20 protein-coding genes, 2 tRNA genes and 2 pseudogenes are annotated in these 24,438 nt (G+C 47.3%); 14 read left to right on the top strand and 10 right to left on the bottom strand.

From position 1 onward, the window contains the following. Positions 1–213 precede the first annotated feature (213 nt). The 10 genes from ST42_RS01115 to ST42_RS01070 all read left to right on the top strand — a co-directional run bounded on the left by ST42_RS01115 (position 214) and on the right by ST42_RS01070 (position 8,254). Entirely contained in the window at positions 214–1,062 is an 849-nt protein-coding gene (locus ST42_RS01115) for a hypothetical protein (protein WP_044071931.1), read from the top strand. Further along, the gene (locus tag ST42_RS01110) at positions 1,059–2,003 is read left to right on the top strand and encodes a hypothetical protein (protein ID WP_042519251.1); all 945 of its coding nucleotides are present in this window, start codon (positions 1,059–1,061) and stop codon (positions 2,001–2,003) included. Before ST42_RS01115 ends, ST42_RS01110 begins: the two co-directional genes overlap by 4 nt. 19 nt (positions 2,004–2,022) lie before the next feature. Beyond that, entirely contained in the window at positions 2,023–2,436 is a 414-nt protein-coding gene (locus ST42_RS01105) for a protein-tyrosine phosphatase family protein (protein ID WP_042519247.1), read from the top strand. 221 nt (positions 2,437–2,657) lie between these two features. After that, on the top strand, positions 2,658–3,815 hold the full coding sequence (locus ST42_RS01100) for an ADP-ribosylglycohydrolase family protein (RefSeq protein ID WP_231556851.1): 1,158 nt from the start codon (positions 2,658–2,660) through the stop codon (positions 3,813–3,815). After that, a complete protein-coding gene (locus tag ST42_RS01095) occupies positions 3,812–4,294 on the top strand; it encodes an arsenate reductase/protein-tyrosine-phosphatase family protein (protein WP_052485486.1) in 483 nt (160 codons plus the stop codon). The genes ST42_RS01100 and ST42_RS01095 overlap by 4 nt, the downstream gene beginning before the upstream one ends. Before the next feature lie 169 nt (positions 4,295–4,463). After that, positions 4,464–5,450: an AAA family ATPase gene (locus ST42_RS01090; RefSeq protein ID WP_158214712.1), complete on the top strand. Its 987-nt coding sequence runs from the start codon at positions 4,464–4,466 to the stop codon at positions 5,448–5,450. Positions 5,451–5,480: 30 nt separating this feature from the next. Continuing rightward, positions 5,481–5,903: a hypothetical protein gene (locus tag ST42_RS01085; RefSeq protein ID WP_042519246.1), complete on the top strand. Its 423-nt coding sequence runs from the start codon at positions 5,481–5,483 to the stop codon at positions 5,901–5,903. Positions 5,904–5,915: 12 nt separating this feature from the next. Beyond that, positions 5,916–6,311 carry a YbjN domain-containing protein gene (locus ST42_RS01080; protein WP_042519244.1) on the top strand — a complete coding sequence of 132 codons (396 nt, stop codon included), beginning with the start codon at positions 5,916–5,918 and terminating at the stop codon, positions 6,309–6,311. A gap of 21 nt (positions 6,312–6,332) precedes the next feature. Beyond that, on the top strand, positions 6,333–7,058 hold the full coding sequence (locus ST42_RS01075) for a vWA domain-containing protein (protein ID WP_156132512.1): 726 nt from the start codon (positions 6,333–6,335) through the stop codon (positions 7,056–7,058). Next, a complete protein-coding gene (locus tag ST42_RS01070; RefSeq protein WP_231556850.1) occupies positions 7,055–8,254 on the top strand; it encodes a WG repeat-containing protein in 1,200 nt (399 codons plus the stop codon). Before ST42_RS01075 ends, ST42_RS01070 begins: the two co-directional genes overlap by 4 nt. A gap of 395 nt (positions 8,255–8,649) precedes the next feature. Here ST42_RS01070 and ST42_RS13955 read toward each other — a convergent pair. The 4 genes and pseudogenes from ST42_RS13955 to ST42_RS01055 form a co-directional block, all read right to left on the bottom strand. Continuing rightward, positions 8,650–8,772: pseudogene (locus tag ST42_RS13955) on the bottom strand (nucleotidyl transferase AbiEii/AbiGii toxin family protein); the annotation flags it as partial. Beyond that, a complete protein-coding gene (locus tag ST42_RS01065) occupies positions 8,762–9,529 on the bottom strand; it encodes a type IV toxin-antitoxin system AbiEi family antitoxin domain-containing protein (protein WP_042519242.1) in 768 nt (255 codons plus the stop codon). The gene ST42_RS01065 and the pseudogene ST42_RS13955, both read right to left, overlap by 11 nt. 413 nt (positions 9,530–9,942) lie before the next feature. Further along, positions 9,943–10,461, bottom strand: coding sequence for an LITAF-like zinc ribbon domain-containing protein (locus ST42_RS01060; protein WP_042519240.1), 519 nt, complete (start codon positions 10,459–10,461; stop codon positions 9,943–9,945). 337 nt (positions 10,462–10,798) lie between these two features. Next, a tRNA-Ser gene (locus ST42_RS01055) sits at positions 10,799–10,883 on the bottom strand. A gap of 119 nt (positions 10,884–11,002) precedes the next feature. On the opposite strand from ST42_RS01055, the gene ST42_RS01050 reads away from it, so the two are divergent. Next, the gene (locus ST42_RS01050) at positions 11,003–13,558 is read left to right on the top strand and encodes an endonuclease MutS2 (RefSeq protein ID WP_044071926.1); all 2,556 of its coding nucleotides are present in this window, start codon (positions 11,003–11,005) and stop codon (positions 13,556–13,558) included. Between the two features lie 186 nt (positions 13,559–13,744). Here the strand turns inward: ST42_RS01050 and ST42_RS01045 are convergent, their stop codons facing one another. After that, positions 13,745–14,881 carry a CobW family GTP-binding protein gene (locus ST42_RS01045; protein ID WP_044071924.1) on the bottom strand — a complete coding sequence of 379 codons (1,137 nt, stop codon included), beginning with the start codon at positions 14,879–14,881 and terminating at the stop codon, positions 13,745–13,747. An 82-nt stretch (positions 14,882–14,963) separates the two neighbouring features. Beyond that, positions 14,964–15,034 (bottom strand) — tRNA-Gln (locus ST42_RS01040). A gap of 279 nt (positions 15,035–15,313) precedes the next feature. Between ST42_RS01040 and rsfS the strand changes: the two genes are divergently transcribed. The 3 genes from rsfS (at position 15,314) to ST42_RS01025 (ending at position 18,717) form a co-directional block, all read left to right on the top strand. Beyond that, positions 15,314–15,679, top strand: coding sequence for a ribosome silencing factor (gene rsfS / locus ST42_RS01035; RefSeq protein ID WP_022317174.1), 366 nt, complete (start codon positions 15,314–15,316; stop codon positions 15,677–15,679). Positions 15,680–15,775: 96 nt separating this feature from the next. Beyond that, complete coding sequence (ftsH, locus tag ST42_RS01030; protein WP_044071943.1) at positions 15,776–17,827, top strand: ATP-dependent zinc metalloprotease FtsH; 2,052 nt, start codon at positions 15,776–15,778, stop codon at positions 17,825–17,827. Between the two features lie 5 nt (positions 17,828–17,832). Then, positions 17,833–18,717: a phosphatidate cytidylyltransferase gene (locus ST42_RS01025; RefSeq protein ID WP_022317176.1), complete on the top strand. Its 885-nt coding sequence runs from the start codon at positions 17,833–17,835 to the stop codon at positions 18,715–18,717. Positions 18,718–19,386: 669 nt separating this feature from the next. Here the strand turns inward: ST42_RS01025 and ST42_RS13950 are convergent. From ST42_RS13950 to ST42_RS01010, 4 genes and pseudogenes are all read right to left on the bottom strand, one after another. After that, positions 19,387–19,566 carry a hypothetical protein gene (locus ST42_RS13950; RefSeq protein WP_197068895.1) on the bottom strand — a complete coding sequence of 60 codons (180 nt, stop codon included), beginning with the start codon at positions 19,564–19,566 and terminating at the stop codon, positions 19,387–19,389. Positions 19,567–19,968: 402 nt separating this feature from the next. Continuing rightward, positions 19,969–20,878, bottom strand: a pseudogene (locus ST42_RS13355) (ATP-binding protein). 36 nt (positions 20,879–20,914) lie between these two features. Then, positions 20,915–23,527, bottom strand: a complete 2,613-nt coding sequence (locus ST42_RS01015) for a transglutaminase-like domain-containing protein (protein WP_044071942.1) — start codon at positions 23,525–23,527, stop codon at positions 20,915–20,917. Between the two features lie 143 nt (positions 23,528–23,670). Next, a complete protein-coding gene (locus ST42_RS01010; protein WP_044065960.1) occupies positions 23,671–24,303 on the bottom strand; it encodes an HD family phosphohydrolase in 633 nt (210 codons plus the stop codon). Between the last annotated feature and the right edge of the window lie 135 nt (positions 24,304–24,438).

Below are 24,438 nucleotides of genomic sequence, written 5' to 3'. Positions count from 1 at the left end.
GCTTATAGCCAAATCGGTACGATATGAGCCTGAAGCATAGCATTATGCCTTGTATATTTCGCCGATATTGAATATGAATGTCGGATTTCAAGAAGGATTTCGAAAGATTAGAGGCTTTTTGATAGGACGTAGTTACTTCTATACTCTATATCTCATAAACAAACAAATAACAAACTTAGAAGTTGTGCCCGACACGGATTAGGGTATTGGAATATGAGATTCAAGGGATTCTTATGGATCGTATTAATAATGTTGCTTCTTGCAAGTTGCTCAGAGCAAATGGTGATAGAGGAAACTTTGTGTTCGCAGAAGTTGACAGAGCAGAAGAGCATGACAGTCAGTCCGCAGGACTCAGTCATGTCATTGCTCTATCAAGCTCGCTGGGGCGATGGTTCGGCATATTTGAAACTGGCAGATTGTTATCGAGATGGTATCGGTGTGAAAAAGGATTTCTTCGGAATGATTACTATGGCTCACATGGCTGAGTGGCGTGGAGCAATCAATCGCATGGATGACTATATCTACGGCTTACCTGATGGACATGAATACAAAACTCTATTTTTATTAATGGATGGCTATAAGTCGTATATTCAAGAAGGGAGAGACAGCGTGGAACATGTGCTATGCAATAATGCCTCTCCAGAAGCTAAAACTCTTCTTGGAATTATAACTATAGATAAAGGTGATACCATATCAGGAATGAACATGGTTAAGGATGCGGCTGAACAAGGTTGTTCATTGGCTGAACTGCTGTTAACCATACCTGATTGGAAAGGCAGACTGAGAGCAGATGCAACAAAGCTTGGCATAATTGCTCATCGTGTACCTCTCGCCTATCTGATTCTTGGCGACCTCTATTATGAACCTGACGATAATGGCAAATCAAACAAGCAACTTGCTGTAGAATACTACATGAAAGCAGAAGAACATGCTGTGTTGGACCGATATGGCGCAGAAAGAGTGCTCGACTATTACAGAAATGGAGGGAATGTCCAACTGACAGAAGACGATATCAAACGATTGGAACTGATTGTACAACCTAAAGATGTAGAGACGGAATGAAAACAATAAAACAAGCAGTTAGAGCCTTATTACTATTCATGCTAATATTCTGTAACGTAGGAGTCTATGCTCAGAGAAAAGAAGTCTCCTATTTCAACGATAGTGTTGAAATCTGTCCGTTAGCAGATAAAGAACTTATAGACTCATGCTATTACCTATTGGATAGAAACATGATGTTGGAAACAGAAGGTGTCTATGGACAGATTGCAATCCTGGACGCACCAACATCGGAAGTATTAGCTTGGGCATCATTGGAGAAACTGTTGGACGGTGAGTGTGAAGGGTGTGGTGATATGGTATATGTTCCATTCAAGAAGAAAGTATGTTCTACAGACATCTTTGTACCCTTTATAGCGGCAAGGTGTTTAGAGGAGTCAAATACGCCTTTAGGAAGAATAGTCGATACTGAATGTGGTATATTGGAAGTCAGTGATAGTCTGAAAATACGTGACCATAATTGGCGAAGAGGTGGTTATGGCGAAACTACGTTTGAAAAGGCGTTACTGATGAAGTCGAGAATCGGAATGTACAAGGCTTTCACGACCATGCCCAATGGAACGGATTTATGGAGGCAAGCATGTGATACTACAGCGAAGAGTAACGCCATAGAGTTGGCTATGACTTTCAATCAAAAATACCACCCAAAGTCATCTTTAGGATATGTCAAGAAGATTGCAACTGGCATTTTTGAGAAAAATGGAATACAACATCGACTTGCTCCAGAAGGTGTAAAACTGGCAGGTATGTACAACATACGGCAAAGTGATGACAATAAAAGAACTTCTGATGAATTTACGTTTGTTGGATGTTTCCCTGCCGATAATCCCAAATACACCATCGGTATGGTTGTCATTCGTCCACATAAACTTCCTGCAACTTTTTGTATACTGAGCAAGGAGGTGAACCAACTGATAGAATGGTTGATGAATAGGAATAAATAGAAGTTGTATCAAAAATACTATGAACATCAACAGAATACTTGCACTCAACATTCCCGACATACATCCTGCATACGGAGGTGTAAGGGGAAAGACGATGTCATCACGCAGTCTGGGCTATGCCTGGCCAGTTATAAAGGACGTAGGCGTTCATACGATCATTGACCTTCGTAATGACGGCATGAACCAACGCATGCAGAACCTTTGTGAAGAGTACGGTATGGAGTATTTCTACTATCCTGTTGATAACCGTACCGATGTCGTTGAAAGTATGGTGTCGTTGTTTACAGAGTTTTGTGAGCGCATCGACCGAGGCGGTTTCTATATCGCTTGTGCCATGGGGCTGCACCGTACAGACATCGCTCTCAGTACCTACTGGGTGTTCTATGGTGCAGACAAGGGAAAGGAGCCGCCGACTCTGAAAGGCTACCTGTAAGAAAGCGGCCACGGCACCTCAAAGATATTGCGAGTACTTAATGCCTTCTATGACAAGCTCACGGAGAGAGAAGGCAAAGAGCCCATGCCCATTGAGGAGTTTAAGCGAAGAAAGCAAGTCATCAACGAGCAAAGCAAGAGAAACACTGAGTAACCTTGTACAAAGAGTTACTTCTTCTCACTCTATAACACAAACAGTATAACGTAAAAAAATTTATGACTATGAATAGAACAAGTTTTATAGATATGTATAGAAACAAACAATTAGATAAGATACGTGGTTCGCTGGTTGGAGGAGCCGTTGGCGATGCGCTCGGTTATCCTGTGGAATTCATCAACTCGTACATGGGTATACAGAAAAGGTATGGTGATAATGGCATCACAAGACTGGACACCACCCAGTGGTGGTTGTCTGATGAAGAAAATAACGGCAAGGCATTGATTTCTGACGATACTCAGATGACACTGTTCACAGCTTGTGGCTTGCTGAATGCAAAAGCGCAGGGCAAAGCCCTAAAGTATGCTATTTGCGAGGCATATCTTGAATGGTATAACACACAAATAGGCAAGAGATCTGGTCGTCGTAAGGATTGCTGGATTGGCGAATTGCCTGAACTCAACAATCGTCGTGCTCCAGGCAATACCTGTATAACAGCATTACAAAGTATTCTTAGAGGTAAAGACCCATACAACAATAGTAAAGGTTGTGGCGGTATCATGCGTACAGCACCTGTAGCACTCTATTGTGCTGTGTGGCGAGACACTCCCGAAGGTGAGCCTCTTGAAGGACGTATCTCCAACATAAAGGATGTTGATATGTTGGCGGCTGATGCAGCTGAGATAACCCACCAGCATCCTCTCGGTTGGCTTCCATCAGCATTAGAGGCACACATTATATACAGGATTATGCAGAAGGACAGTCCCACAGTGGATGACTTCAAGAAATATTTGTCAGATGGTTACGATATGTTGTTGGCTCTCTATCCAAATGAGACTGCATATATCACAGAACTTCGAGCTTTGATCGACAAGGCACTCGATCTGGTCGATTCGTCTGCATCGGATGTTGAAAACATAGAGGCCATCGGTGAAGGTTGGACGGGTGATGAATCTTTGGCTATGGCAATATATTGTACCGTCAAGTATTTCAACAACTTTGAGCAGGCAATGATTGCCTCTGTAAACCATAGGGGCGACAGCGACTCTGTAGGAGCCGTGACAGGCAACATCCTTGGCGTTGTCGTTGGTTATGATGCAATCCAACAGTCTTTCAAGGACAATCTTGAACTCCACGATGTTATCTTGCATGTTGCAGATGACATTTGGAATGGTGAGACAACAAATGTAAAAAGCAACAAAAAGAATAGCAAAAGAATATGAATAAGAAATATACCATTTGCTTTGTCTGCACAGGCAATGCTTGCAGAAGTCCATTTGCCGAGTGTGTACTCAAATCAATGCTCGAACAAGAGGGGATGGATAATGTTGAAGTGTTCTCTCGTGGCACATTGGACTGGGGTGAAAACCCTCGTGACGCTAATATGGTACGAATTGCCAGAGAGTTGGGCTATGACCTGAAAGGTATGACCACACCCATTACTCGTGAGAAGTTGCATGAGGCAGACTGCATTGTTATCTTTGATGCGGAACACCGTAATGCCATTACCAGAGTGCTTGACTATACGAATTGGGACAGGATTATCATGTTCGACAAACAGGCATTTGGTACAGATACCGCAGTTATGGATCCGCACTATCAAACTGATGCCGTGTATCAGAGTGTGGCCTCGCATATTGTGGAAGGATGCAAGCGGATGATTGAACAGTGGAGGGATAATCCACCGACTCACAAGGTGTAAAGATTGCAGGATAACAAAATCTTTCAGTCCCTTTCATCAGACTATGATGGCTATCATACGATGATGAAAGGGATTTTTTTCAGTCAAACAAAAGAATGATGATAGAAGATGCTTGTTCTACCCATCTTTCTTTATAGAAGTACAACTAACGAAACGAGGAGGAATGTACATGAATACGACAGAAACAGAAAAAGACTGGTTGCGCCGCATCTGCGGACAGAAACCTTCCGACACAGCAGAAAAGCAGGTCCGAAAGGTTGCCAAAGAAGCAGTAGAGCAGAACCCCACTCCACTAAAGAAGAAAGGCAATGGTTTCGGTGATGTTGCCGGCATGAACGAACTGAAGCAGAGAGTGACGGAAGGGTTCATCAACGTACTCCAAAACCGAGAATGTGCCGAAGTCTATGGCATCAAGCCTCCGTCCATGCTATTTTACGGCCCGGCAGGATGTGGAAAAACCTTCTTTGCGGAGAAGATGGCAGAGGAGGTCGGCATCAATTTCATGAAGATCGTTCCCGATGACTTGGCTTGCACTTGGGTTCACGGAACCCAGCAGAAGATTGGCGAGGTTTTCAAGGAAGCAGAGAAGAACGCTCCTACCTTGCTCTTCTTTGATGAGTTTGATGCTATGGTGCCACGACGTTCGGGTGAGGAAGGCAACCAACATTATGACAGCGAGGTAAATGAGTTTCTGTGCATGCTCAACAATGCCTCCGACAAAGGTGTTTATGTCCTCGCAGCTACCAATCATCCAGAACGCATAGACAAGGCGGTGCTGAGAACCGGACGTATAGATGAAATGGTGTATATCGACATGCCTGACATAGAAGCACGCAAGAGTCTGTTTGCCTTGGAACTGTCGAAACTCCCCACAGAAGGCGATATTGACACAACCCATCTTTCTGAATTGACCAACGGCTACAACTGCTCTGACATCAGCTACATCGTCAAGTCGGCAGCTCGCAAGAAGTTCAACGAGACCATCAAGAGCCCTGACGGAAAGAAACAAGGTATCACGCAAGAAGTATTGGAAGAAATCATAGCGACAAGAAGTCCTTCTGTTAGCATCAAGTCACTTCGGGAATATGAGCGTGTGAGGAGCGAGTTCTCCCCAAAGGACAAAGGACTCAAACCTGTAACCATAGGCTTTAGATAACAATAGTAATAACCATAAAAATTAAATCAGATGAAAGAAAAGATTTTGGCAGCCTTTGAAAACTTGGGCTTTAACTTGGAAGATATTGAATCGTTGGGGTTTTCCTTCAACTACGAGGGCATCAACTACCTTTATATGTACAACGAAGATGATGAGAATTTCCTCAACATCTCGGTGCCCAGCATTTACGATTTGGAGAAGGACAACAAGGAAAAGTATGAAGAATTAAAAGAGAAAATCAACTCCACCCTCAAATATGTCAAGGCATACACCCTCGGCGATAGCCTTTGGATCTTCTACGAACGTGACCTTCTTGGCAACGAAGACCTGGAGGAGGTGATTCGTCATATGATCCTTCACCTTGCCGCTGCTCTGATGTTCGCCCGCGACTCTATTGAAAAGATTGATAATGGCGAGAGTGATGAAGGTTCCGATAACGATAACAACGACTAAACAACAAGTATTATGACAAAACATGAAATGGTAGTTTCAGTACTACAGTCTCTGGGGCTCAAGCCTCAGATTGATGATGAAGGTGACATATTTGTCCGCTATCAGATGAAAACATTCTATGTGATGGGAGCAAATTCAGATGATGAAGACTATCTTGTTGTCGTATTCCCCCAAATGTATGAGGTTGACGAAGGGGAAGAGACAAAAGTCCTCGCAGCCTGCAACAAGACAACTCGTGAAATCAAGCTCGCCAAGGTTTATATTGACCAGACTTTGAAGAATGTCTCGGCAAGTTGTGAATTCTATTACAATGGTGAAGAAAGCTTGAAGACCTGCCTTGACAAGGCGATAGAGATTCTTGGCATGGTACGATTAACCTTCATCAAGACTATGCGTTCGTTTGATTAACAACAATAATATATGAATGAAATGGAAGTAAAGAATGAAATCCTGAAGACCAAGGTCTTCAATGTAATCATCCTCGACCGTAGCGGTTCGATGGAGTGTATACGCCAAGCTGCCGTTGAAGGCTTCAACGAAACCTTAGCTGGCATAAAAAAGGCGCAAGAGAAGTTTGCCGACACTCAGGATCATTTCGTGTCATTGGTGACATTCTGTAGTTGTGAGACAAAGCATTTGTATGACAAAACTCCTGTGGCAGAAGCCAAGCCTCTGAATATAGAGGATTTCCAGCCATGTTGTACAACCCCACTCTATGACGCTATGGGCATGACGCTAACTGGTATGCACAAGCATGTACAGGGCATGAAGGATGCTTTGGTGGTCGTTACCATCATCACGGACGGTATGGAGAATGCCTCTCGCGAGTATAACGGCAAGACCATTAAGGAACTTGTGGAACGGCTACGTGGCGAAGGATGGACATTTACTTATATGGGAGCCAACCAAGACTCTGTAGAGGTGGCCATGTCAATGTCTATCCGCAATGCCCGAAACTTTGACTACAGCAATGAGGGAACACGTGCTTCGATGCAGAAAGACAGTAGCACCCGTATGAATCTCTTCGGTCGTCTGGCAAAGTGGAAAACAGCAGAAATGAAAGGTTGTTGTGCGGCTCCGGCATCAGAATCAGAGCGCCGCAACCTATATGCAAACATGGCTGATGAAGCCTTTGATGAGGAGGAAAACAAATGAAATCGACATCCATGAAACGAGCTTTCGTATTGTTCTGGCACGGATTCACCGCCATCCTTGCCAGTATAGCCAACTGGTTTACGACAATATTTGGCATGAACGACGACTCCAAGTATGGCAAGTTCATACGCCGTGTTGTCGGTTCGTCCTTTGCTGTCATTATGGTGATGTTGACCGCTGCTGTGGTGTATAGTGTTTGTCATGCGTTCTATGAGGAACTCCCTTGGAAGTGCAGAGCTAAAGAATGTGTTTATGATACCATGAAACTCTCCAGAGGAGTCACCTACTTCCATTTGTATGACAACCCTGGCTATGTAAAGAATGCTGACGGCAATAAAACTGTTACAGATATTGACTGGCTATTCAAGCCGTTGGGCAGGGACACGCTGGCTTGCTACAAGAGTGGAGACAAACGTGGTTATCTAAGCCTTCTGACTGGTGAGGTAGCTATCAAACCTCAGTATGCCCATGCGTGGATATTTTCCGACGGTCTGGCTTGTGTCGATGATAATGGATGGCTGAAGTTCATCGATGCGAAAGGAAAAGTAGCCATAGACCTCAAGACTCCATACAATCCAGAGTATGACGGCTATGTGTTTCACAACAATCATTGTGTTATTGCAAATAGCGACCTCAACACTGTAGGTTTGATTGACAAGCAGGGAAACTGGGTGTTGACTGCCAAGTATGATGCAATAGAGCCTGTCGATACTTTCTGGATTGTCACTCAGGGCAAAAAGCAAAGTGTGTTGAACGCTTCTATGGGTACTGTTTTTCCATTCGCCGAAGCTAAATACAGTATATTGGATGAAATGATAACCGAGATTACTCCTGACCATATCATTCGCAGATATACCTTGCAGGGCAAGCTCATCAATGACTTCTATATCTACAATGTGGAGCAGTTGACATACGAGACCAACGAGTTGCGTTATGAGTCAACAAAGAACTATGACGATGAAGGCAACGTGACAAGTGAAGAAATGAATTCTGTGCCATCTCCTATACATGCAGTCGCTCGCTGCAAACAGTACGAGACAGAATATGATTGGCACGGTCTGATGTCTCCAGAAGGTAAGATTATCACACCTCCTGTATATAGTAGCATCAAAGCCATAGGCTATGACCTCTACCTCTGCAAGGACTCAGAATGTAGAGGTGTTATCATCAATGGCAAGGGTCAAAAGGTTAAGTAATATTAACTCGTATGCTCACCAACGGAGGAGGGTGTGTTCAAAAGTAATAAAATGATGAAATATGCATAAACTGCAATGCAAACTGTAGGAGCCGCGGGCATTCTTGCCTGCGGCATTGCAGCAAGAAAGTCAGTTAGTTACGGCTGTCTGCAGTGGTGCGGGCAGGAATGCCCGCACCTCCTACGTTTAGCCTTTTCTTCACATTTTATTAGTTTTGACTCAGCCTCGATAACTCAATCTATTTGGGAAATAAGAAGTCTTTCAACTTTTTAATTCCCTGCTCATATTTTTGAATGTTATGCTCCTTCAGATTTCTGATATTGAGCAATTTTCAATGGACAGAAGGATATTTGGACAAATCACCGGCACTACACAGACTCCAATCAGGGCTACCATGGCAAATTCTTGCGGAACAGATTAATGGCTGTTCCACCATGCACGGCAAATTCCTTGATACGATATACAGACGGCATAATTCTTATCAATAATGCGACCTGCTTCTTGTACTTATCCCTCATATTCTTCTAAATCTTTTGGAATAGTCATGTTATATTTACGATTAAATGTACCATTGGTAGCAGCTTGGATTTTCCCAGTCCCGACATCTATCTTTTCGGGATGCAGTTCTTCGAACCAAAAATGACCTGCCTTTTCAGCCATATACAGAAACATCCTCTTTACTCTGTTGTTGTCCAAAGTTTCCAACAAGTGCTGTACAACATCAGAACGTAGGGTGGTCAGTTGCTCCATCACATAGTATAAATCCATATAGTTGTATGATTTTGGAGCCAAGATTAGACTCTCCAAGAACGCTTGTTCTGGAGAAGAAACATATAACGTGCCACTGTCCGTAACTCTTTCTATTGTCTCTATATACGAGAAAGCATTTGTGTGAAACATTCGAAAGGTAGCGTCATACATATCGTTCTGCATCCACAATGGCATTTTGCAAGTTGGTGCAACCACCATCAGCACAGGCTTTCCCCTCGGAACGTACTGGTTGAAACCTGCATATTCCAATGCGGACATGGCAGCCACCCTAAGCTGGCCTCCCATTTGTTTGTTATATGAAGCAATGGCATCATAAGCACTCAAACGACTGCCTGTGCGATACATCACACCTTTGCACATCGCAGTCAACCATCCAGAGTCTCGGTATCTCTTTTGCAGTTGACCTGAATAGCCTTCTTTTTTCATCCAATCAGCAAACAATAGTCCTGTCGGTGAAGTATTGGCAAGCAGTTGGTTTATTTTCGTCCCGTATATTATACTCATAGTTTAATACAGTGCTAAATATTTAACCACAAAGTTATGTGCTTTTATTTACCCTTGCAAACATTTAGCTTAGAATATCGCTCCGAAATAAAGCTATGGGATAAAAAAATCCATATAATCAACCAAAAAACTTGCCACCTTCATCACAAATTCTCTTCAAATTTTACTCATATGCCTTATAATGCCCCAAATACTAAAAATGTTTATAAAGGTGGTAAGTTACCACCCTTATTGGTGGTAACTTCTGAAAAGATAGTCATGAAAGATGAACTTGAGGTGTACATTTAGATTCAAAAAACTTACCTAATAATATCTGTCTTCTTTCTCATAAGTTCAGAGATTTATTAGGTAAGTGGTTTATATCTTTTTGCAGATAAGTTGTTGGATTGCCACATTATTATTGGGTCTAAAAATTATTCCTTATAGAATTCAGTCCCGCATTCGTTGCATTTGTAATTTTTGCGCTCTCGCTGGGGTATGACTAGGACAACGCCAACCGCCAATGAGATCAGTGATATAATAAGAAAGCTAACCGTAGCTGACTCTAGAGACTTCACACAGAATGGTAGGATAATGCAGACGATTCCGATGACAACAAAGAGAACGCCGATGATGACCGCCCACTTAGACAGCTTGGGCCTTACCTTGCCTAACGCTACGACATTCTGACTGCCGCAATTAGGGCACCATGGCAGTTGCTTCTCTCGCTTTTCGGTTATCTCCTTCAATATGCTCTTGGCTCGCTCCAAGTCCTTCTTGAACACCCTCACCTCAATCCCGGGATTAGGTCCGTAAGCGCCATAAGCGGGGTCGTTGAGCTCGTCGTGGAGCGATGAAGCTATACCAGCGTTGGCCAGCTTAGAAACGATTTCATCAGCCTGAATAGAGTTGTCGCACTTCGTTAAGCTAATGGTTTCTTCGTTCTTGTCCATATTTCGGTTGTTTTTATTATTGACAAATTTACGAAATTATCTGTAATTCGCAAGCAAATTAACTTTTTTTAGGTTCTTCAACTAGTTAGATTCATGTTTGATTTCAGTTGATGAGATAGCAAAAAGTTACCACCCTTATTGGTGGTAACTTCTGAAAAGATAGTCATGAAAGATGAACTTGAGGTGTACATTAAGATTCAAAAAAAACTTACCTAATTATTCAATAATGGAATCCGCTGCCCCCTTTACTCGGGACTTCCACCCGTTAGACAATGCTCGTGCCGAGCATACCAAAAGAAAAAGTCCTGTAAATCTTGCGATTTACAGGACTCTGTTGCGGAGAGAGAGGGATTCGAACCCCCGGTACCTCTCAGTACGCCGGTTTTCAAGACCGGTGCATTCGACCACTCTGCCATCTCTCCTTACTTGAAGAACTTGCTTAGTGTCTTAAAGCGAGTGCAAAGGTATGGAATTATATTTATATCTGCAAATTTTATCGCAACTTTTTTCATAAAAAAGATGTTTTTGCTAATTTTGCACCATGATTTACCCCAAAACATTCGAAGACAAGATCGGATTCAACGAGATAAGGACTCTGCTGCGAGAACGCTGTCTGAGCTCTCTCGGCAAAGAAGAAGTGGACAAGATTACCTTCATGGACAACGTGAAGGCAATAAACACCCAGCTGTCGAGAGTCAGGGAGTTTCGCCGGCTACAGGAGGAAGAGGAGAATTTCCCTCTCAACTACTTCTTCGACGTGAGACAGTCGGTGGCACGCCTCCGACTGGAAGGCACTCACATGGAGGAGGACGAACTGTTCGACCTGCGCCGGTCGCTGGGAACGGTGAACGACATCGTGACGTATCTGAACCGCACGGACGAAGACGCTGCCGTTGCGGCAACGGATGACGGATGGCGCAAAGACCCCGTATACCCCTACCCTGCCCTTCACGAGCTTGCCGAAGGCGTGGTGACGTTTCCGCAGATTCTGCAGCGTATAGACCAGATATTGGATAAATTCGGAAAGATACGCGATACGGCATCGCCGGAACTGCTCAACATCCGCAGGGAACTGGCAAAGGTGGAGGGCAGCATCTCGCGTACATTATATAGCATACTGAGATCGGCACAGAGCGAAGGTCTGATAGAGAAGGATGTCACGCCAGCGATGCGCGACGGCCGTCTGGTAATACCTGTAGTACCCACGATGAAGCGCAAGATAAAAGGTATCGTGCACGACGAGTCGGCCTCAGGAAAGACTCTCTTCATAGAGCCTACCGAAGTGGTAGAGGCAAACAACCGCGTCCGCGAACTCGAAGCCGAAGAGCGCCGCGAGGTGATACGCATCCTGACGGAGATGGCAAAGGTGATACGTCCGCATGTGCCCCAGATTCTCGACTCCTACAAGCTGCTGGCTCAGGTCGACATGCTGCGGGCCAAGACGGAGCTCGCCAAACTGATTGGCGGCATAGAACCGGAGGTGGGCAAATATCCGCATATCGACTGGATAGGAGCCACACACCCGCTGCTTCGTCTCTCGCTGCAGAAGCAGGGCAAGAAGGTGGTGCCGCTGGAAATCACGCTGACACGCAACAAGAGAATGCTGATAATCTCCGGACCTAACGCCGGCGGAAAGTCAGTATGTCTGAAGACCGTAGGACTGGTGCAGTATATGCTGCAATGCGGACTGTCGGTACCGATGAGCGAGCGTTCACAAACGGGAATATTCCAGAACATCCTCATAGACATCGGTGACGAACAGAGCATCGAGGACGACCTGAGTACGTATTCGAGCCATCTTACGAACATGAAGAACATGATGAAGAGCGCCAACGACCGCACCCTGATTCTCATCGACGAGTTCGGAACCGGTACTGAACCGCAGATCGGCGGTGCCATAGCAGAAGCGGTGCTCAAGCAGTTTTGCATAAAGAGAGCCTATGGCGTCATCACCACCCACTATCAGAACCTGAAGCATTTCGCTGACAGCCACGAGGGTGTGGTCAATGGCGCGATGCTCTACGACCGCCATCAGATGCAGGCTCTGTTCCAACTGCAGATAGGTCAGCCGGGAAGTTCGTTCGCCATTGAGATAGCCCGCAAGATAGGACTGCCCGAACAGGTGATCCACGACGCCAGCGAGATAGTAGGCTCCGACTACATACAGAGCGACAAATATCTGCAAGACATCGTGCGCGACAAGCGCTACTGGGAGAGCAAACGCCAGACCATCCATCAGCGCGAGAAGCAGATGGAGCAGACGATAGCTAAATACGAGTCTGAAATCAGCGATCTGGCAAAGAGCCGCAAGGAGGTGCTCGCCAAAGCCAAGGAAAGGGCCGAGGAACTGTTTAAGGAGAGCAACAAGAAAATCGAGAACGTCATCCGCGAAATCCGTGAGAAGCAGGCTGAGAAGGAAGAGACAAAGAAGCTTCGCGACAGTCTGAAAGACTTCAAGGAGGGCATCTCCGATATGGACAAGCAGGCAGAAGACGACAAGATAGCACGCAAGATGGCGCAGATTCTCAGAAGGAAGGAAAACAAGAAGAACCGCAAGAAGGGCGACCCGTCATCTTCAGGACAGGACAAAGACAACACGTCTGCCACCACCACCCTGTCCACCGTCAGCGCTCCGCTGAAGGAAGGCGACACTGTGAGGATAAAGGGCACCACATCCGTGGGCAAGATAGAGAGCGTACAGGGCAAGAACGCCACCGTGATATTCGGCGACCTGCGATCCACCACCTCTCTGAAGAAGCTGGAACACGCCACGGCTCCCAAGCGCGAAGAACCTCGCCCGTTCATGACCGTAGGCAGACAGACCCGCGAGACTATCGACGAGAAGAAGCTCAACTTCAAGCAAGACCTCGACGTGCGTGGCATGCGAGGCGACGAAGCCCTCAATGCCGTGATGTATTTCATCGACGATGCCACCCTCGTCGGCATGTCGAGAGTACGCATCCTCCACGGCACCGGAACGGGAATCCTGCGCCAGCTTATCCGACAGTATCTCGCCACCGTACCTGCCGTTACATCATACAAAGACGAGCATGTGCAGTTTGGAGGTGCCGGAATAACGGTAGTAGACCTCGGTTAAGCCGCAGACGCACTAATCTTTATATAGTACTTGAAAGGAGTTCGGCAATCTTTCAAATACCGATCAGCAACAAACCCATCCTGGCCTTTCAATAATGAAGCCCAGGATGGGTTTGTTTTATACCAAATCGGTCATTAGAGACTGTTTGGATTTTGTCCTTTCATAAGAGTATTAGTAATCCCCTTTCTATACCAGACACTTGTCCAATTCTTTTTCTATCTCCTCGCGGTCCATATTCTGTCCGATGAACACAAGTTTCTGCATGCGGTCGCCATATTCTTCATCCCAGTCTTTCAACACGCCGGGATTGTTCTTGCTGAACTCGGCAAACTCATCCTCCGGCATCGACGCATACCACTGTCCGGCATTGGTCAGCGACACCTGGCTGCCAGCCTGCTCAAAGAGATAACACTGGTCTTTCTCGCTCTCGAAATAGCATATTCCCTTGCAGCGAATCACGCTCTTCGGGAACTTGCGCGCAATGAACTGGTCGAACTCTGTCAAGGAGAACGGACGACGACGGCGATAAACAAAGGTGCCGATGCCGTATTCCAGTGCTTCGCCCTCCTCTTCGTTCTCCAGATCATCCTCGTCAGCCTCCACAGCCTCTATCCAGCGTGCCGACGTAGCCACCTTTTCGAAGTCGAACAGTCCGGTGTTTATAATCTTCTTCAGGTCCACATCGCCATAGTCGCATGGTATGATCTCCGCCTTCGGCTGAATCTGGCGCAGTATCGCCTTCACATGTTCCAGTTCTTCGGCAGTCACCTCCGATGCCTTGTTGAGCAGTATGATATTACAGAACTCCACCTGCTGGATCACCAGACTCTCCAGGTCATCATCATCGATGTTCATCCTCGTCAGGTCGGTGCCCTCATTGAATTCATCGCGCAGTCGCAGGGCATCACACACCGTCACGATGGCGTCGAGCTTCGCCATGCCATCCTTCGCCATCTCCGGATACATCCTCGGATATACGCTGATGGTCTGGGCTATTGGCGCCGGTTCGCAGATGCCGCTCGCCTCGATTACTATATAGTCGAAGCGGTGCTGCGCCACGATGTCGCTGATCTGCTGCACGAGGTCCATCTTCAGCGTGCAGCATATGCAGCCGTTCTGCAGAGCCACCAAACTGTCGTCTCCCTCGCCCACGATGCCTCCCTGCTGTATAAGGTCGGCGTCGATGTTCACCTCACCGATATCGTTCACTATCACTGCAAATTTCAAGCCCTCCTCATTGGCGAGTATTCTGTTGAGCAATGTAGTCTTTCCGCTTCCCAGATATCCGGTAAGCAGAAGCACAGGTGTTTCTTTCATATTCATAATCAATATATCATTAAATAATTAGAACGATCATATACAATAACAAAAAAGACATCCCCTTGGTGAGGATGTCTCTCTGTTGTTGGGATACTCGGACTCGAACCAAGAATGACAGGACCAGAATCTGTAGTGTTACCATTACACCATATCCCAATGCTTTTGTTTTTTCAATCGTTTGTTATTAACTTCCCGATTGCGATTGCAAAGGTACTACTTTTTTTTGAACTACAAACAATTTCGGCAACTTTTTTATAAAAAAATCCAAAATAACACCATATTCTTGCTTAATTCGGATAAATCGGCTTACCTTTGTATGCTGTTGGCACATTATATATATATAAGACGAGCGGTATTTCGCATCAGAAAGCGGTGTTGCCGCATGGTGTCGACAAAAAATGAATTAGAAAACAAAAATAATCCTATTAAAATTTGATGGAAAAGAAGAACAAGCTTGTAGAGACAATCGTAAAAGGTATTCAAGAGAAGAAAGGTTCAAATATCGTAGTTGCCGACCTCAGAGGTATAGCTGGAACGATATGCGACTATTTCGTGATCTGCCAGGGCAACTCACCGACACAGATCGACGCTATCACCGACTCAGTGGAGGAGACGGCACGCATAGAGGCTGGAGAGAAGCCGGTAAAGATTGCCGGACTGACAAACGCGCAGTGGGTGGCAATGGACTATTCAGACGTGATGGTGCATATCTTCCTGCCAGAAGTGCGCGAATACTACAATCTGGAAGACCTCTGGGAGGATGCCAAGATAACGGTAGTTCCCGACATCGACGCAGACTGACAACAAGCAGGACTGAAGAGTGACGACGGGTCTCCGCATCAGGAAATGCCTCGCTGCTCTATATATTATATAAGGTGGAAATTCAATACTACTGACATGAATCCGAACAATAATTTCAGCAACAACAATAAAAACAACAACAAGATGCCCAAGTTCAACATGGGTTGGATTTACGGTCTCTGCATCATCGGACTGATAATTGCCTTCATCATGGGAGGCAACTCCACCGGTGGCAGCGCCGGCAAACAGCTGGCCTACTCCGACTTCCAGACTTATGTGGCTAAGGGCTATGCCGAGAGCATCGTCGTGAACAAAGACAACGGCAAGCTCAAGATGTTCGTAAAGCCGAACTACATCCGCACGGTGTTCAATGCCGGCACCAAACAGATGGGCCCCAACCCGTTCGTGGAGGTACAGTATGGCAGTGTGGACAAACTGGAGGGCTTTATCGATGCAGCCCGTGCGCAGGGCGTATTCAAGGGCGGACTGAGCTATGAGAGCGACCAGGGCAGCATACTGATGTATATCCTGCAGGCCGTAGGACCTATCATCCTCTTCTTTGCCATCTGGATATTCCTGATGCGCAGGATGGGTGGCGGCGGAGGCCCCGGCATCCTCGGTGTAGGCAAGAGCAAGGCGAAAGTTTACGACAAGGAGAAAAACGAGAACCCTATAACCTTCAAGGACGTAGCCGGACAGGAAGGCGCCAAGCAGGAGGTGCAGGAAATCGTAGACTTTCTGAAGAATCCGAAGAAATACACCGAGCTGGGCGGCAAGATACCCACCGGCGCCCTCCTCATCGGTCCTCCGGGAACCGGTAAGACGCTGCTTGCCAAGGCAGTGGCCGGCGAGGCCGGCGTACCATTCTTCTCCATGAGCGGTTCCGACTTCGTGGAGATGTTCGTAGGTGTCGGCGCAAGCCGCGTCCGCGACCTCTTCCGCCAGGCCAAGGAGAAGGCTCCCTGCATCATATTCATCGACGAAATCGATGCCGTGGGACGTGCGCGCAGCCAGAACCCGTCGATGGGCAGCAACGACGAGCGGGAGAGCACCCTCAACGCATTGCTCACCGAGATGGACGGTTTCGGCACCAACAGCGGAATCATAGTGCTGGCTGCCACAAATCGTGCCGACATGCTCGACAAGGCATTGCTCAGAGCCGGTCGTTTCGACAGACAGATCAGCGTTGACCTGCCAGACCTGAACGAGCGCAAGGCGATATTCGAGGTGCATCTCCGTCCTATCAAGAGGGATGCCAGCGTGGATGTGGAGATGCTGGCACGCCAGACTCCGGGATTCTCGGGTGCCGACATTGCCAATGTCTGCAACGAGGCGGCTCTCATAGCAGCGCGCCACGGCAAGAAGAGCGTGGAGAAGCAGGACTTCCTCGACGCCGTAGACCGCATCATCGGCGGACTGGAGAAGAAGACCAAGGTGATGACCGCCTCTGAGAAACGCTCGATAGCCATCCACGAGGCAGGCCACGCCACGATATCATGGTTCACCGAACATGCCAACCCGCTGGTCAAGGTATCCATCGTGCCACGAGGCAGAGCTCTCGGCGCTGCATGGTATATGCCGGAGGAACGACAGATCACCACCAAGGAGGCAATGCTCGACGAAATCTGTTCGCTGCTCGGCGGACGTGCGGCAGAGGAGCTCTTCACCGGACACATCTCCACCGGTGCCATCAACGACCTGGAGCGTGTCACCAAGAGCATCTACGGCATGATTGCCTATGCCGGAATGGGCACCAACCTGCCTAACATCAGCTATTACAACAACAACGAATATAACTTCCAGAAGCCATATTCCGAGACCACGGCTAAGGCTATCGACGACGAGGCTATAAGAATGATCGCCGAACAGTATGACAGGGCCAAGGCTATCCTCACGGAACACAAGGAGGGCCACAACCAGCTCGCCCAGCTTCTCATAGAGCGCGAGGTGATCTTCGCCGAGGATGTGGAGAAGATATTCGGCAAACGTCAATGGGTGAGCCGCTCACAGGAGATTCTCGAAGAGACCAACAGCAAGGCGGAAAGCTCTCCTGCCACAGAGAACACCAAGAGTTCTGAGGAAGCCAAAAACACGGATGACACCGGGAACTCCACCACCCCATCATCCACCGACGACCAAAACCAATAAGCATCATGACAGAAGAAAAGAAGAACAGCAAATTGAGCAATCTGATAGTACGCAGCATCACGGGTGTGTTTTTCGTCACCGCAGTAGTGGTGTGTTTCCTTGATGCGTTTGCAATGGAATTCCTGTTTGCACTCGTCACCGGACTGTCGCTATGGGAATACACAGGACTGGTGAACGAAAAGGAGAACGTGCAGGTAAACCGTTTCATAAGCACCGTGGCGGGAGTGTATTTCTTCTTCGCCGTAGGAGGTTTCTGCAGCGGAATCGTCGACACGGGGGCTGTGTTCATCCCCTATCTCCTCACCATCGTGTATCTCTTCATCAGTGAACTATACACCGGCAACGACAACGCCATAGAGGACTGGGCCCACACCATGCTCGGACAGATGTATATCGCACTGCCTTTCTCCACCATCAATGTGCTGGCATTCAATGGAGCGGCAAACGGACAGACGGTATACAACTACATCGTGCCGCTCTGCGTATTCATCTTCCTCTGGACCAACGACACGGGAGCATACTGCAGCGGTTCGCTGTTCGGCAAACACAAACTCTTCCCGCGCATCTCTCCCGGAAAGACATGGGAGGGTTCCATCGGCGGAGCACTGCTCGTATTGGTGGCAGCTGCCGTGGTATACCATTTCTTCCCGCATATAGAGAGCGAACTGGGACTGTCGCTCATCCAGTGGATGGGTCTGGGGCTCGTCATCGTGGTGTTCGGCACATGGGGCGACCTCGTGGAGTCGCTTTTCAAGCGCACCCTCGGCATCAAAGACAGCGGCAACATACTGCCTGGCCATGGTGGAATGCTCGACCGCTTCGACTCTTCGCTCATGGCGATGCCTGCCGCAGTGGTATATCTTTACACGCTGACGCTGATAAGCGCATGACAATTCAACAAAATATTCAGAGAGGGTATGCCGAATCGGCATACCTTTTTTTTTGAGAAAGCCTTCGCTTAACCCAAATCGGTCATTAGGGCTTGCCTGGATTTTGTTCTTTTAGAAGAGTGGATTTTGTTTGGCTTTTAACCCAAATCGGTCATTAGGGCTTGCTTGTATTTTGCTTTTTTAGAAGAGTGGATTTTGTTTGGCTTTTAATGAGTAATAGCGAGCTATTGCGAATTAAAAACAAGCAAAAGACGCCTTATAAAAAGCAAAAGACTGCAAGCAGTTATTAAAATTATACATTGAACGGACTAATGACCGTTTTGGGTTTAATGAGTAATAGCGAGCTATTACGAATTAAAAACAAGCAAAAGACGCCTTATAAAAAACAAAAGACTGCAAGCAGTAAATATAAAATACAATAAACGGCCTAATGACCGTTTTGGGTTTAACCCATTGGCGGAATTAATATAATGCACAATTAACTCCGCCAATGGGCTTGTCATTGTTATACCTGGTGACGGTGAAAAAACGGCTTTGTCAGATGAATCAGCCAAATAATTACGCCGACAAGAATATATGTCTAAAATCCCCCACGGCGTGGGGAACAGTCCCCCCTAATGTGGGGTTTCATTCCCCACGCCAGGGGGAGAATTTTCAGTCTTGTATATTTCACCTAAAACGGTCATCAAACGGTTTGAAGTTTAATCGATTATATACCTCCAGTCCTTCACTGTGCCAATCGCAATGATTAACCGCTTTATATTTTTCAGATAACGCAGATACTGTTTCATCAAAGCTTGTATGGGGACTTGTATGGGTGTCATCCACATCACTATAACCAATCAGCATATAGCGGTTCTTCAGTTCATGATGTTCGCCCAACATCAAATTCCGGAAGAACTTTGCAAGGAATGACTTGTGGGTTCTATACCTTTTGAAGGATTGCGGTAGTTGGTACGAACAAGGGCATTGCGGAAATACATTTCAATATATTGGTATGCCTTTTCAAAAACATCATTATCCTTGATGCTATACTTGATCCACAGAATCGAACGAAGTTTCTTCTTGATTTATCGGCCTGTTTATATACGGCAGCAAACTTCTCTTGTTTTCCTTTGGAAGGGATTCCAAAAGGAAATATTTCAAAATCTCAATCATATCTTTGTATGTTGTTGGTTTAATTATCGCGCGACAAATTATTCATACTCTATAATATCAACTTGGTCACTCGTCAGTGACCAAGTTAAGTGACTAAGTCAATACCCGTTTGTACTTTTGGCTTCGGCTATTAGGCTTTTCAGGAATAGTCATAACCAAAAAACCACCCTCTATAAGTGGATCAATATAGCGATGCTTAACATTGTATCTGTGTTTAAGGCCAAGATGCTCCATTATTTCAGTCATACTTCGAGGAGTATAACAAAATTCAATTACATCATTAAGCGTGTCATTCAACTTAGTCACTGACTTAGTCACGTTTTTTTCATCAGTGACCAAGTTAAGTGATAAGGAAGGCCTCACGACTACCTCAAAAGCTGTAATCTTGTCCACATTGAACTCTGGTTCTGGATTACCATTCTCTTGCAAGAGATTCTTTACACGTTGAATTCCACGATTGAACATGTTAACATACTTCAATCCACGCATAGCTTCTGCAACAATAGGATTACGATAATCATTTACCGTTGGGAAGTTCTCAGGACGAGCCTCGCCATACAGGCCTCCAGCATTAAGAATTTCAATTCGATCTTCATATTGATAAAGTCGTATTGGCATATTGGATTGGTAATCTCTATGCATATGTCCTACCACGATATCGTACAGGAGGGACCAATGATGGCGAAACTTCAGCCACAAGTAATTCTCCATCCTCATATTCAAATCTTTCAACCGACATAATAGGAAGGGGCAATATATTACCATTTGAACGTATGGCCGAAATCTTCTTTAGCAAATCATCATCAACCTTCAATCCAGATAAATTTCCATTATCATATGCACCAATAATCAGATACCCATTCTTTTTAGAATTAGGTAAATCATTCGAGAAGGCACATATTGCTTCTTGGAACTTATCCATATCTCCCGTTGAAACAGTACGCTCAATTCTATATGTCTCAGTGCTTGTCAACAGCTCACGTACTTCTTCCTTTGATATCATGTTATTCCTATTATTGATTATTTATCAAACTTTTTATCACAGAGTTCTTATCACCTGCTCCATCTGTTCGCCGAGCGAGATGGTGTATCCCTGCTTGAGGAACACCACGCGGTTGAACGTGTCGGAGATGAAGAAGATTGGCGAGAGCGACTTGTTTGAGAGTTTCATGTTCTCGGATATTTCCTGACGCACGGCGCCACCGGCATCTATACCGAAGATGATGTTCTTGGGCAGACCGGGGAATTCCTTGGCATTGAACTTCTTTGCGGCAGCCTCATCCTCGAAGAGCAGCACGAGAGGTCTGCCCCACTTGTCGAATTCCGCCGCCACCTTGGCGATGTCTTTCAGCGCATGGTTGGTAGGCTCTTGTCCCACGCCGATCAGTCCGGTGATGAAATACCCTCTGCCCGTCTGCGAGAGGAATGTCACTTCCCTGCCGTCGAGCGTCTGGAACTTGGCTTCGGAATTGAACGACCCAATCACGGAGACGTCGGTCGGCGATGTGCGTATCTTCAGGTCCAGGTCAGTGGTCTTGCCCTCCTCCACGGAGAAAAGTCTGGCCTCCGACTTCACGGCTCCGCTGGCGAGGCGCATACCCGTAACGAGCAGATACTGACCGGCATCGAGACTCACGCCATCCTTGAACGTGGAGCCCCAGGTGGTGCCTTCTTCCGGATATTCGAGCAGCGATGTGGTGCCGTTGGCATTGATGCGGCTGATGGTGAAATGACTGAAATACTTAGGGTCGTCAACGATGGCATTCTTCTCATAACGGAGCATCAGAGTGCCCTGTGGCGCCACCTGCTTCACCACCTTCTCGAAGTTCACGTCCGCCCACTTGCCTTCAGCCTTGTATTGCGTCTTGCCGGTAACGGGGTCTACACGTGCCTCGATGTCGAAGCTGCGCGCCATATCCACGAAGAGGATGTTGCGCGAGCGCCTGTCGGTAATCTTATAATCGTATGCCCCCATCGGAGTCTGCGCTATCATCGGCGACTTCTTGTCGGGGTTCATCCTGATGTTCTTCTTTATCCATTTCACGAGTTCCAGAGGATTCTTCTGGAATTTCCGCCTTTCCTTGTCGGAGAACATCGAGCGGAATTCCGCCTTGAACGTACGGGTTATCATCTCGTTCTCCACTCTGGGCGAGAGCTGTGTGCCGGCGGCATAGCTGTCGTCGAGGATAGCCATCCTAATGTCGCGCAGGTCTTTGTCGCTGAGCGTGGCGAGAAGGTCTGTCACCCTCTGCGTCTTCTCTGCCGACACGGCATTCTTGGTGATGAAATCGAGAATCACCTGATGGTTGCCGCTCGATTTCTCGAGGAATGTAGCCAGTCGCTGCAGTCCTTCGGCGCTGGCTCCCACCACCTTTCCCTTCAAGGCGTTGACAGCACTCTCGTGTGTATAGAATGTGGCGAGATAGGCATGGCGCAGCGAGTCTTCGTATTCAAAGCGGCGGTTGTTCTCTGCCCTCTGCTCTGGCGAGACGAACGGCACGTTGGCTTTCTCTGGCGGTGGCACGATGTCGAACGAATCCGTCGCCTCGCTCTGTTCTCTCACCGCCACGTTATGGCTGAGACTGATGCGCAGCGCCTTGTCTGTGGCAAACGCCACTTTGGCGAAGCCATACTTGCCGTCTTTTGACGCCCACACCATCATGTCGCCCTTGCCAGCCGTGAGACTCGTATGACCGGCGGCGTCGGTGAATTTCGCCACTACCGGACAGTATTCGGCATAGTTGTAAATGCAGAAGTCCACACGGGCTCCGCTAACCGGCACACCGTTCTCATCAACGATGGTGAAATCCACGTTTGCCGTCTCGCCATAGTTTCCGATGAGGTTTATCTCCGTGTTGCAGGGAGTGCGCAGGAGCACCTCCTCCGGTCCGTCGTAATATCCGAACACTCTGGTGTGCATCAGCAAGGCCCTGGATGCAGGAGCGTTGAACCATCCGAGATCGAGCACCGGTTCCGGTTCGCAGGCTCCGAGGAAATACCATTTGCCGTCTGCCCATGCTTCCACCCATGCGTGGTTGTCGTCGGTATGTGCCCAGCGTGGCGTGTATACCTGTCGTGCCGGTATGCCCATCGCCCTGAGCGCTGCCACGAGCAGAGTGCTCTCCTCGCCGCATCTGCCGTAGGCCGATCTCACGGTGGCGAGTGGTGAGGAGGTGCGTGGGTCGGAGGGTTGGTAGGTCACCTTCTCATGACACCAGTGGTTTATCTCCAATATAGCGTCCCGCATCGACAGTCCGGCGATGCGGTCTTTCAGTTCGTCGTAAAACACGCTGCGTGCGTCGTCGAGTTCCTCGTTGTTCACTCTCACCGGCAGCACGAAGTGGCGGAACAGCAGTTCGGGCACATTCTTGCCCCATGCCATCTGCTGCCGTGCCTTGTTGCTCGCCCTCACATTGGCGAGATAATATTCGACGGTATGGTCGGTAATGTCGGCGAGCGGCATATAGGCATAGAGAAACTGCAATGCCTCGAGTTCTGCCTGAGTGGCCGAGAGTTTCGCCACATTGCAGAAATTTCCGCCAATAATGGCTTTGCGTTTCTGGAAATCCTCTTCCACCTTTTGCCGATAGGCTGCATCGGTGAGGAAATGCTGCTGTGTTTTCTCTTGAGCCATTGCCGTCTCAACCGCCATATTGTCGGAAGCTGAGATCATTGCCGGCATATTCGCTGCCGCCATACAGGCGAGGAGTGCCGTGGTATATAGTGTATGTTTCATATTATCAGTGTTTTTTATCAACAGGTTAGTATTGGATTATTGCAGGAGAAGCAAGGGGGTTACATGTCGTCGATTTCTTCTCCGGTGCGCTCCATCACGTTTGCCGCCATACCGTCGGCAGCGTGGATGATTGGCACGAGGGGATAGAGCTTCTGTGCGGTATCGAAGCTTCTCACGTCTTCAAAACTGTTCTGGTTGAGTCCCCAGGCTCCCATGTGCCAGCGTATGGCAAGCATCTCGTCGTCGTAGAGGTCGATGCCGCCGAGCAGTATCATCACGAGCGATTTCTCGCCGTGGCCCATAGGGAAATTCTTGTATGTCACCTTGTAGCCCTCGGTGTCTTCCCACTGTCCGAGTGCGTTCTTGCGCTTCTTCACTGAGCGTTTGTAGATGTCGCTCTTGCAAACGTCGTGCAGGAGCGAAGCGATGATTATGCTTTCGCGTTTCACCTCGGTGGCGAGCGATGGCTCCAGAGTCTTCATCCCCTCCCAGATGGCGAGCGCCGCCTTGCAGGTGTTGAGAGAATGCCTGACAAGACCTCCCTCCACATTGAGATGATGGCCGGCGGATGCCGGTGCGGTGAAGAAGCCTTGCTCTTCCAGGTTGTCTATCAGGTCTTCCACTCCCTCTCGCTCCGTGGAGCGAAGCAGCTGGAGGAACTCCTCCTTGCATTCTGAAATATCTATTTTCATGTCTACTTTTTTATCGTGTTTTCTTTTCAAGACGCAAATATAGTCATAAATAACCTTTATCACACATTTTTACCTCAAGAAAATCAAACTGATGGAAGATTTGGGTAGGAGAAAAGGAGGTATACACATGGCGAG

The organism is Prevotella pectinovora (assembly GCF_000834015.1).
GTDB classification, from domain to species: Bacteria; Bacteroidota; Bacteroidia; order Bacteroidales; family Bacteroidaceae; genus Prevotella; species Prevotella pectinovora.
This window is presented reverse-complemented; position numbering and strand designations above follow the sequence as displayed.

Excerpts from the sequence above, each read along its gene's own strand:
- ST42_RS01045 (WP_044071924.1), bottom strand. The coding sequence starts at position 14,881 with ATGAATATGAAAGAAACACCTGTGCTTCTGCTTACCGGATATCTGGGA.
- ST42_RS13950 (WP_197068895.1), bottom strand. The coding sequence starts at position 19,566 with ATGCTGATTGGTTATAGTGATGTGGATGACACCCATACAAGTCCCCAT.
- ST42_RS01025 (WP_022317176.1), top strand. The coding sequence starts at position 17,833 with ATGACAGAAGAAAAGAAGAACAGCAAATTGAGCAATCTGATAGTACGC.
- ST42_RS01080 (WP_042519244.1), top strand. The coding sequence starts at position 5,916 with ATGACAAAACATGAAATGGTAGTTTCAGTACTACAGTCTCTGGGGCTC.
- ST42_RS01075 (WP_156132512.1), top strand. The coding sequence starts at position 6,333 with ATGGAAGTAAAGAATGAAATCCTGAAGACCAAGGTCTTCAATGTAATC.
- ST42_RS01050 (WP_044071926.1), top strand. The coding sequence starts at position 11,003 with ATGATTTACCCCAAAACATTCGAAGACAAGATCGGATTCAACGAGATA.
- ST42_RS01070 (WP_231556850.1), top strand. The coding sequence starts at position 7,055 with ATGAAATCGACATCCATGAAACGAGCTTTCGTATTGTTCTGGCACGGA.
- ST42_RS01060 (WP_042519240.1), bottom strand. The coding sequence starts at position 10,461 with ATGGACAAGAACGAAGAAACCATTAGCTTAACGAAGTGCGACAACTCT.
- rsfS (WP_022317174.1), top strand. The coding sequence starts at position 15,314 with ATGGAAAAGAAGAACAAGCTTGTAGAGACAATCGTAAAAGGTATTCAA.
- ST42_RS01110 (WP_042519251.1), top strand. The coding sequence starts at position 1,059 with ATGAAAACAATAAAACAAGCAGTTAGAGCCTTATTACTATTCATGCTA.
- ST42_RS01085 (WP_042519246.1), top strand. The coding sequence starts at position 5,481 with ATGAAAGAAAAGATTTTGGCAGCCTTTGAAAACTTGGGCTTTAACTTG.
- ST42_RS01010 (WP_044065960.1), bottom strand. The coding sequence starts at position 24,303 with ATGAAAATAGATATTTCAGAATGCAAGGAGGAGTTCCTCCAGCTGCTT.
- ST42_RS01115 (WP_044071931.1), top strand. The coding sequence starts at position 214 with ATGAGATTCAAGGGATTCTTATGGATCGTATTAATAATGTTGCTTCTT.
- ST42_RS01065 (WP_042519242.1), bottom strand. The coding sequence starts at position 9,529 with ATGAGTATAATATACGGGACGAAAATAAACCAACTGCTTGCCAATACT.
- ST42_RS01015 (WP_044071942.1), bottom strand. The coding sequence starts at position 23,527 with ATGGCGGTTGAGACGGCAATGGCTCAAGAGAAAACACAGCAGCATTTC.
- ftsH (WP_044071943.1), top strand. The coding sequence starts at position 15,776 with ATGAATCCGAACAATAATTTCAGCAACAACAATAAAAACAACAACAAG.
- ST42_RS01095 (WP_052485486.1), top strand. The coding sequence starts at position 3,812 with ATGAATAAGAAATATACCATTTGCTTTGTCTGCACAGGCAATGCTTGC.
- ST42_RS01105 (WP_042519247.1), top strand. The coding sequence starts at position 2,023 with ATGAACATCAACAGAATACTTGCACTCAACATTCCCGACATACATCCT.
- ST42_RS01090 (WP_158214712.1), top strand. The coding sequence starts at position 4,464 with ATGAATACGACAGAAACAGAAAAAGACTGGTTGCGCCGCATCTGCGGA.
- ST42_RS01100 (WP_231556851.1), top strand. The coding sequence starts at position 2,658 with ATGAATAGAACAAGTTTTATAGATATGTATAGAAACAAACAATTAGAT.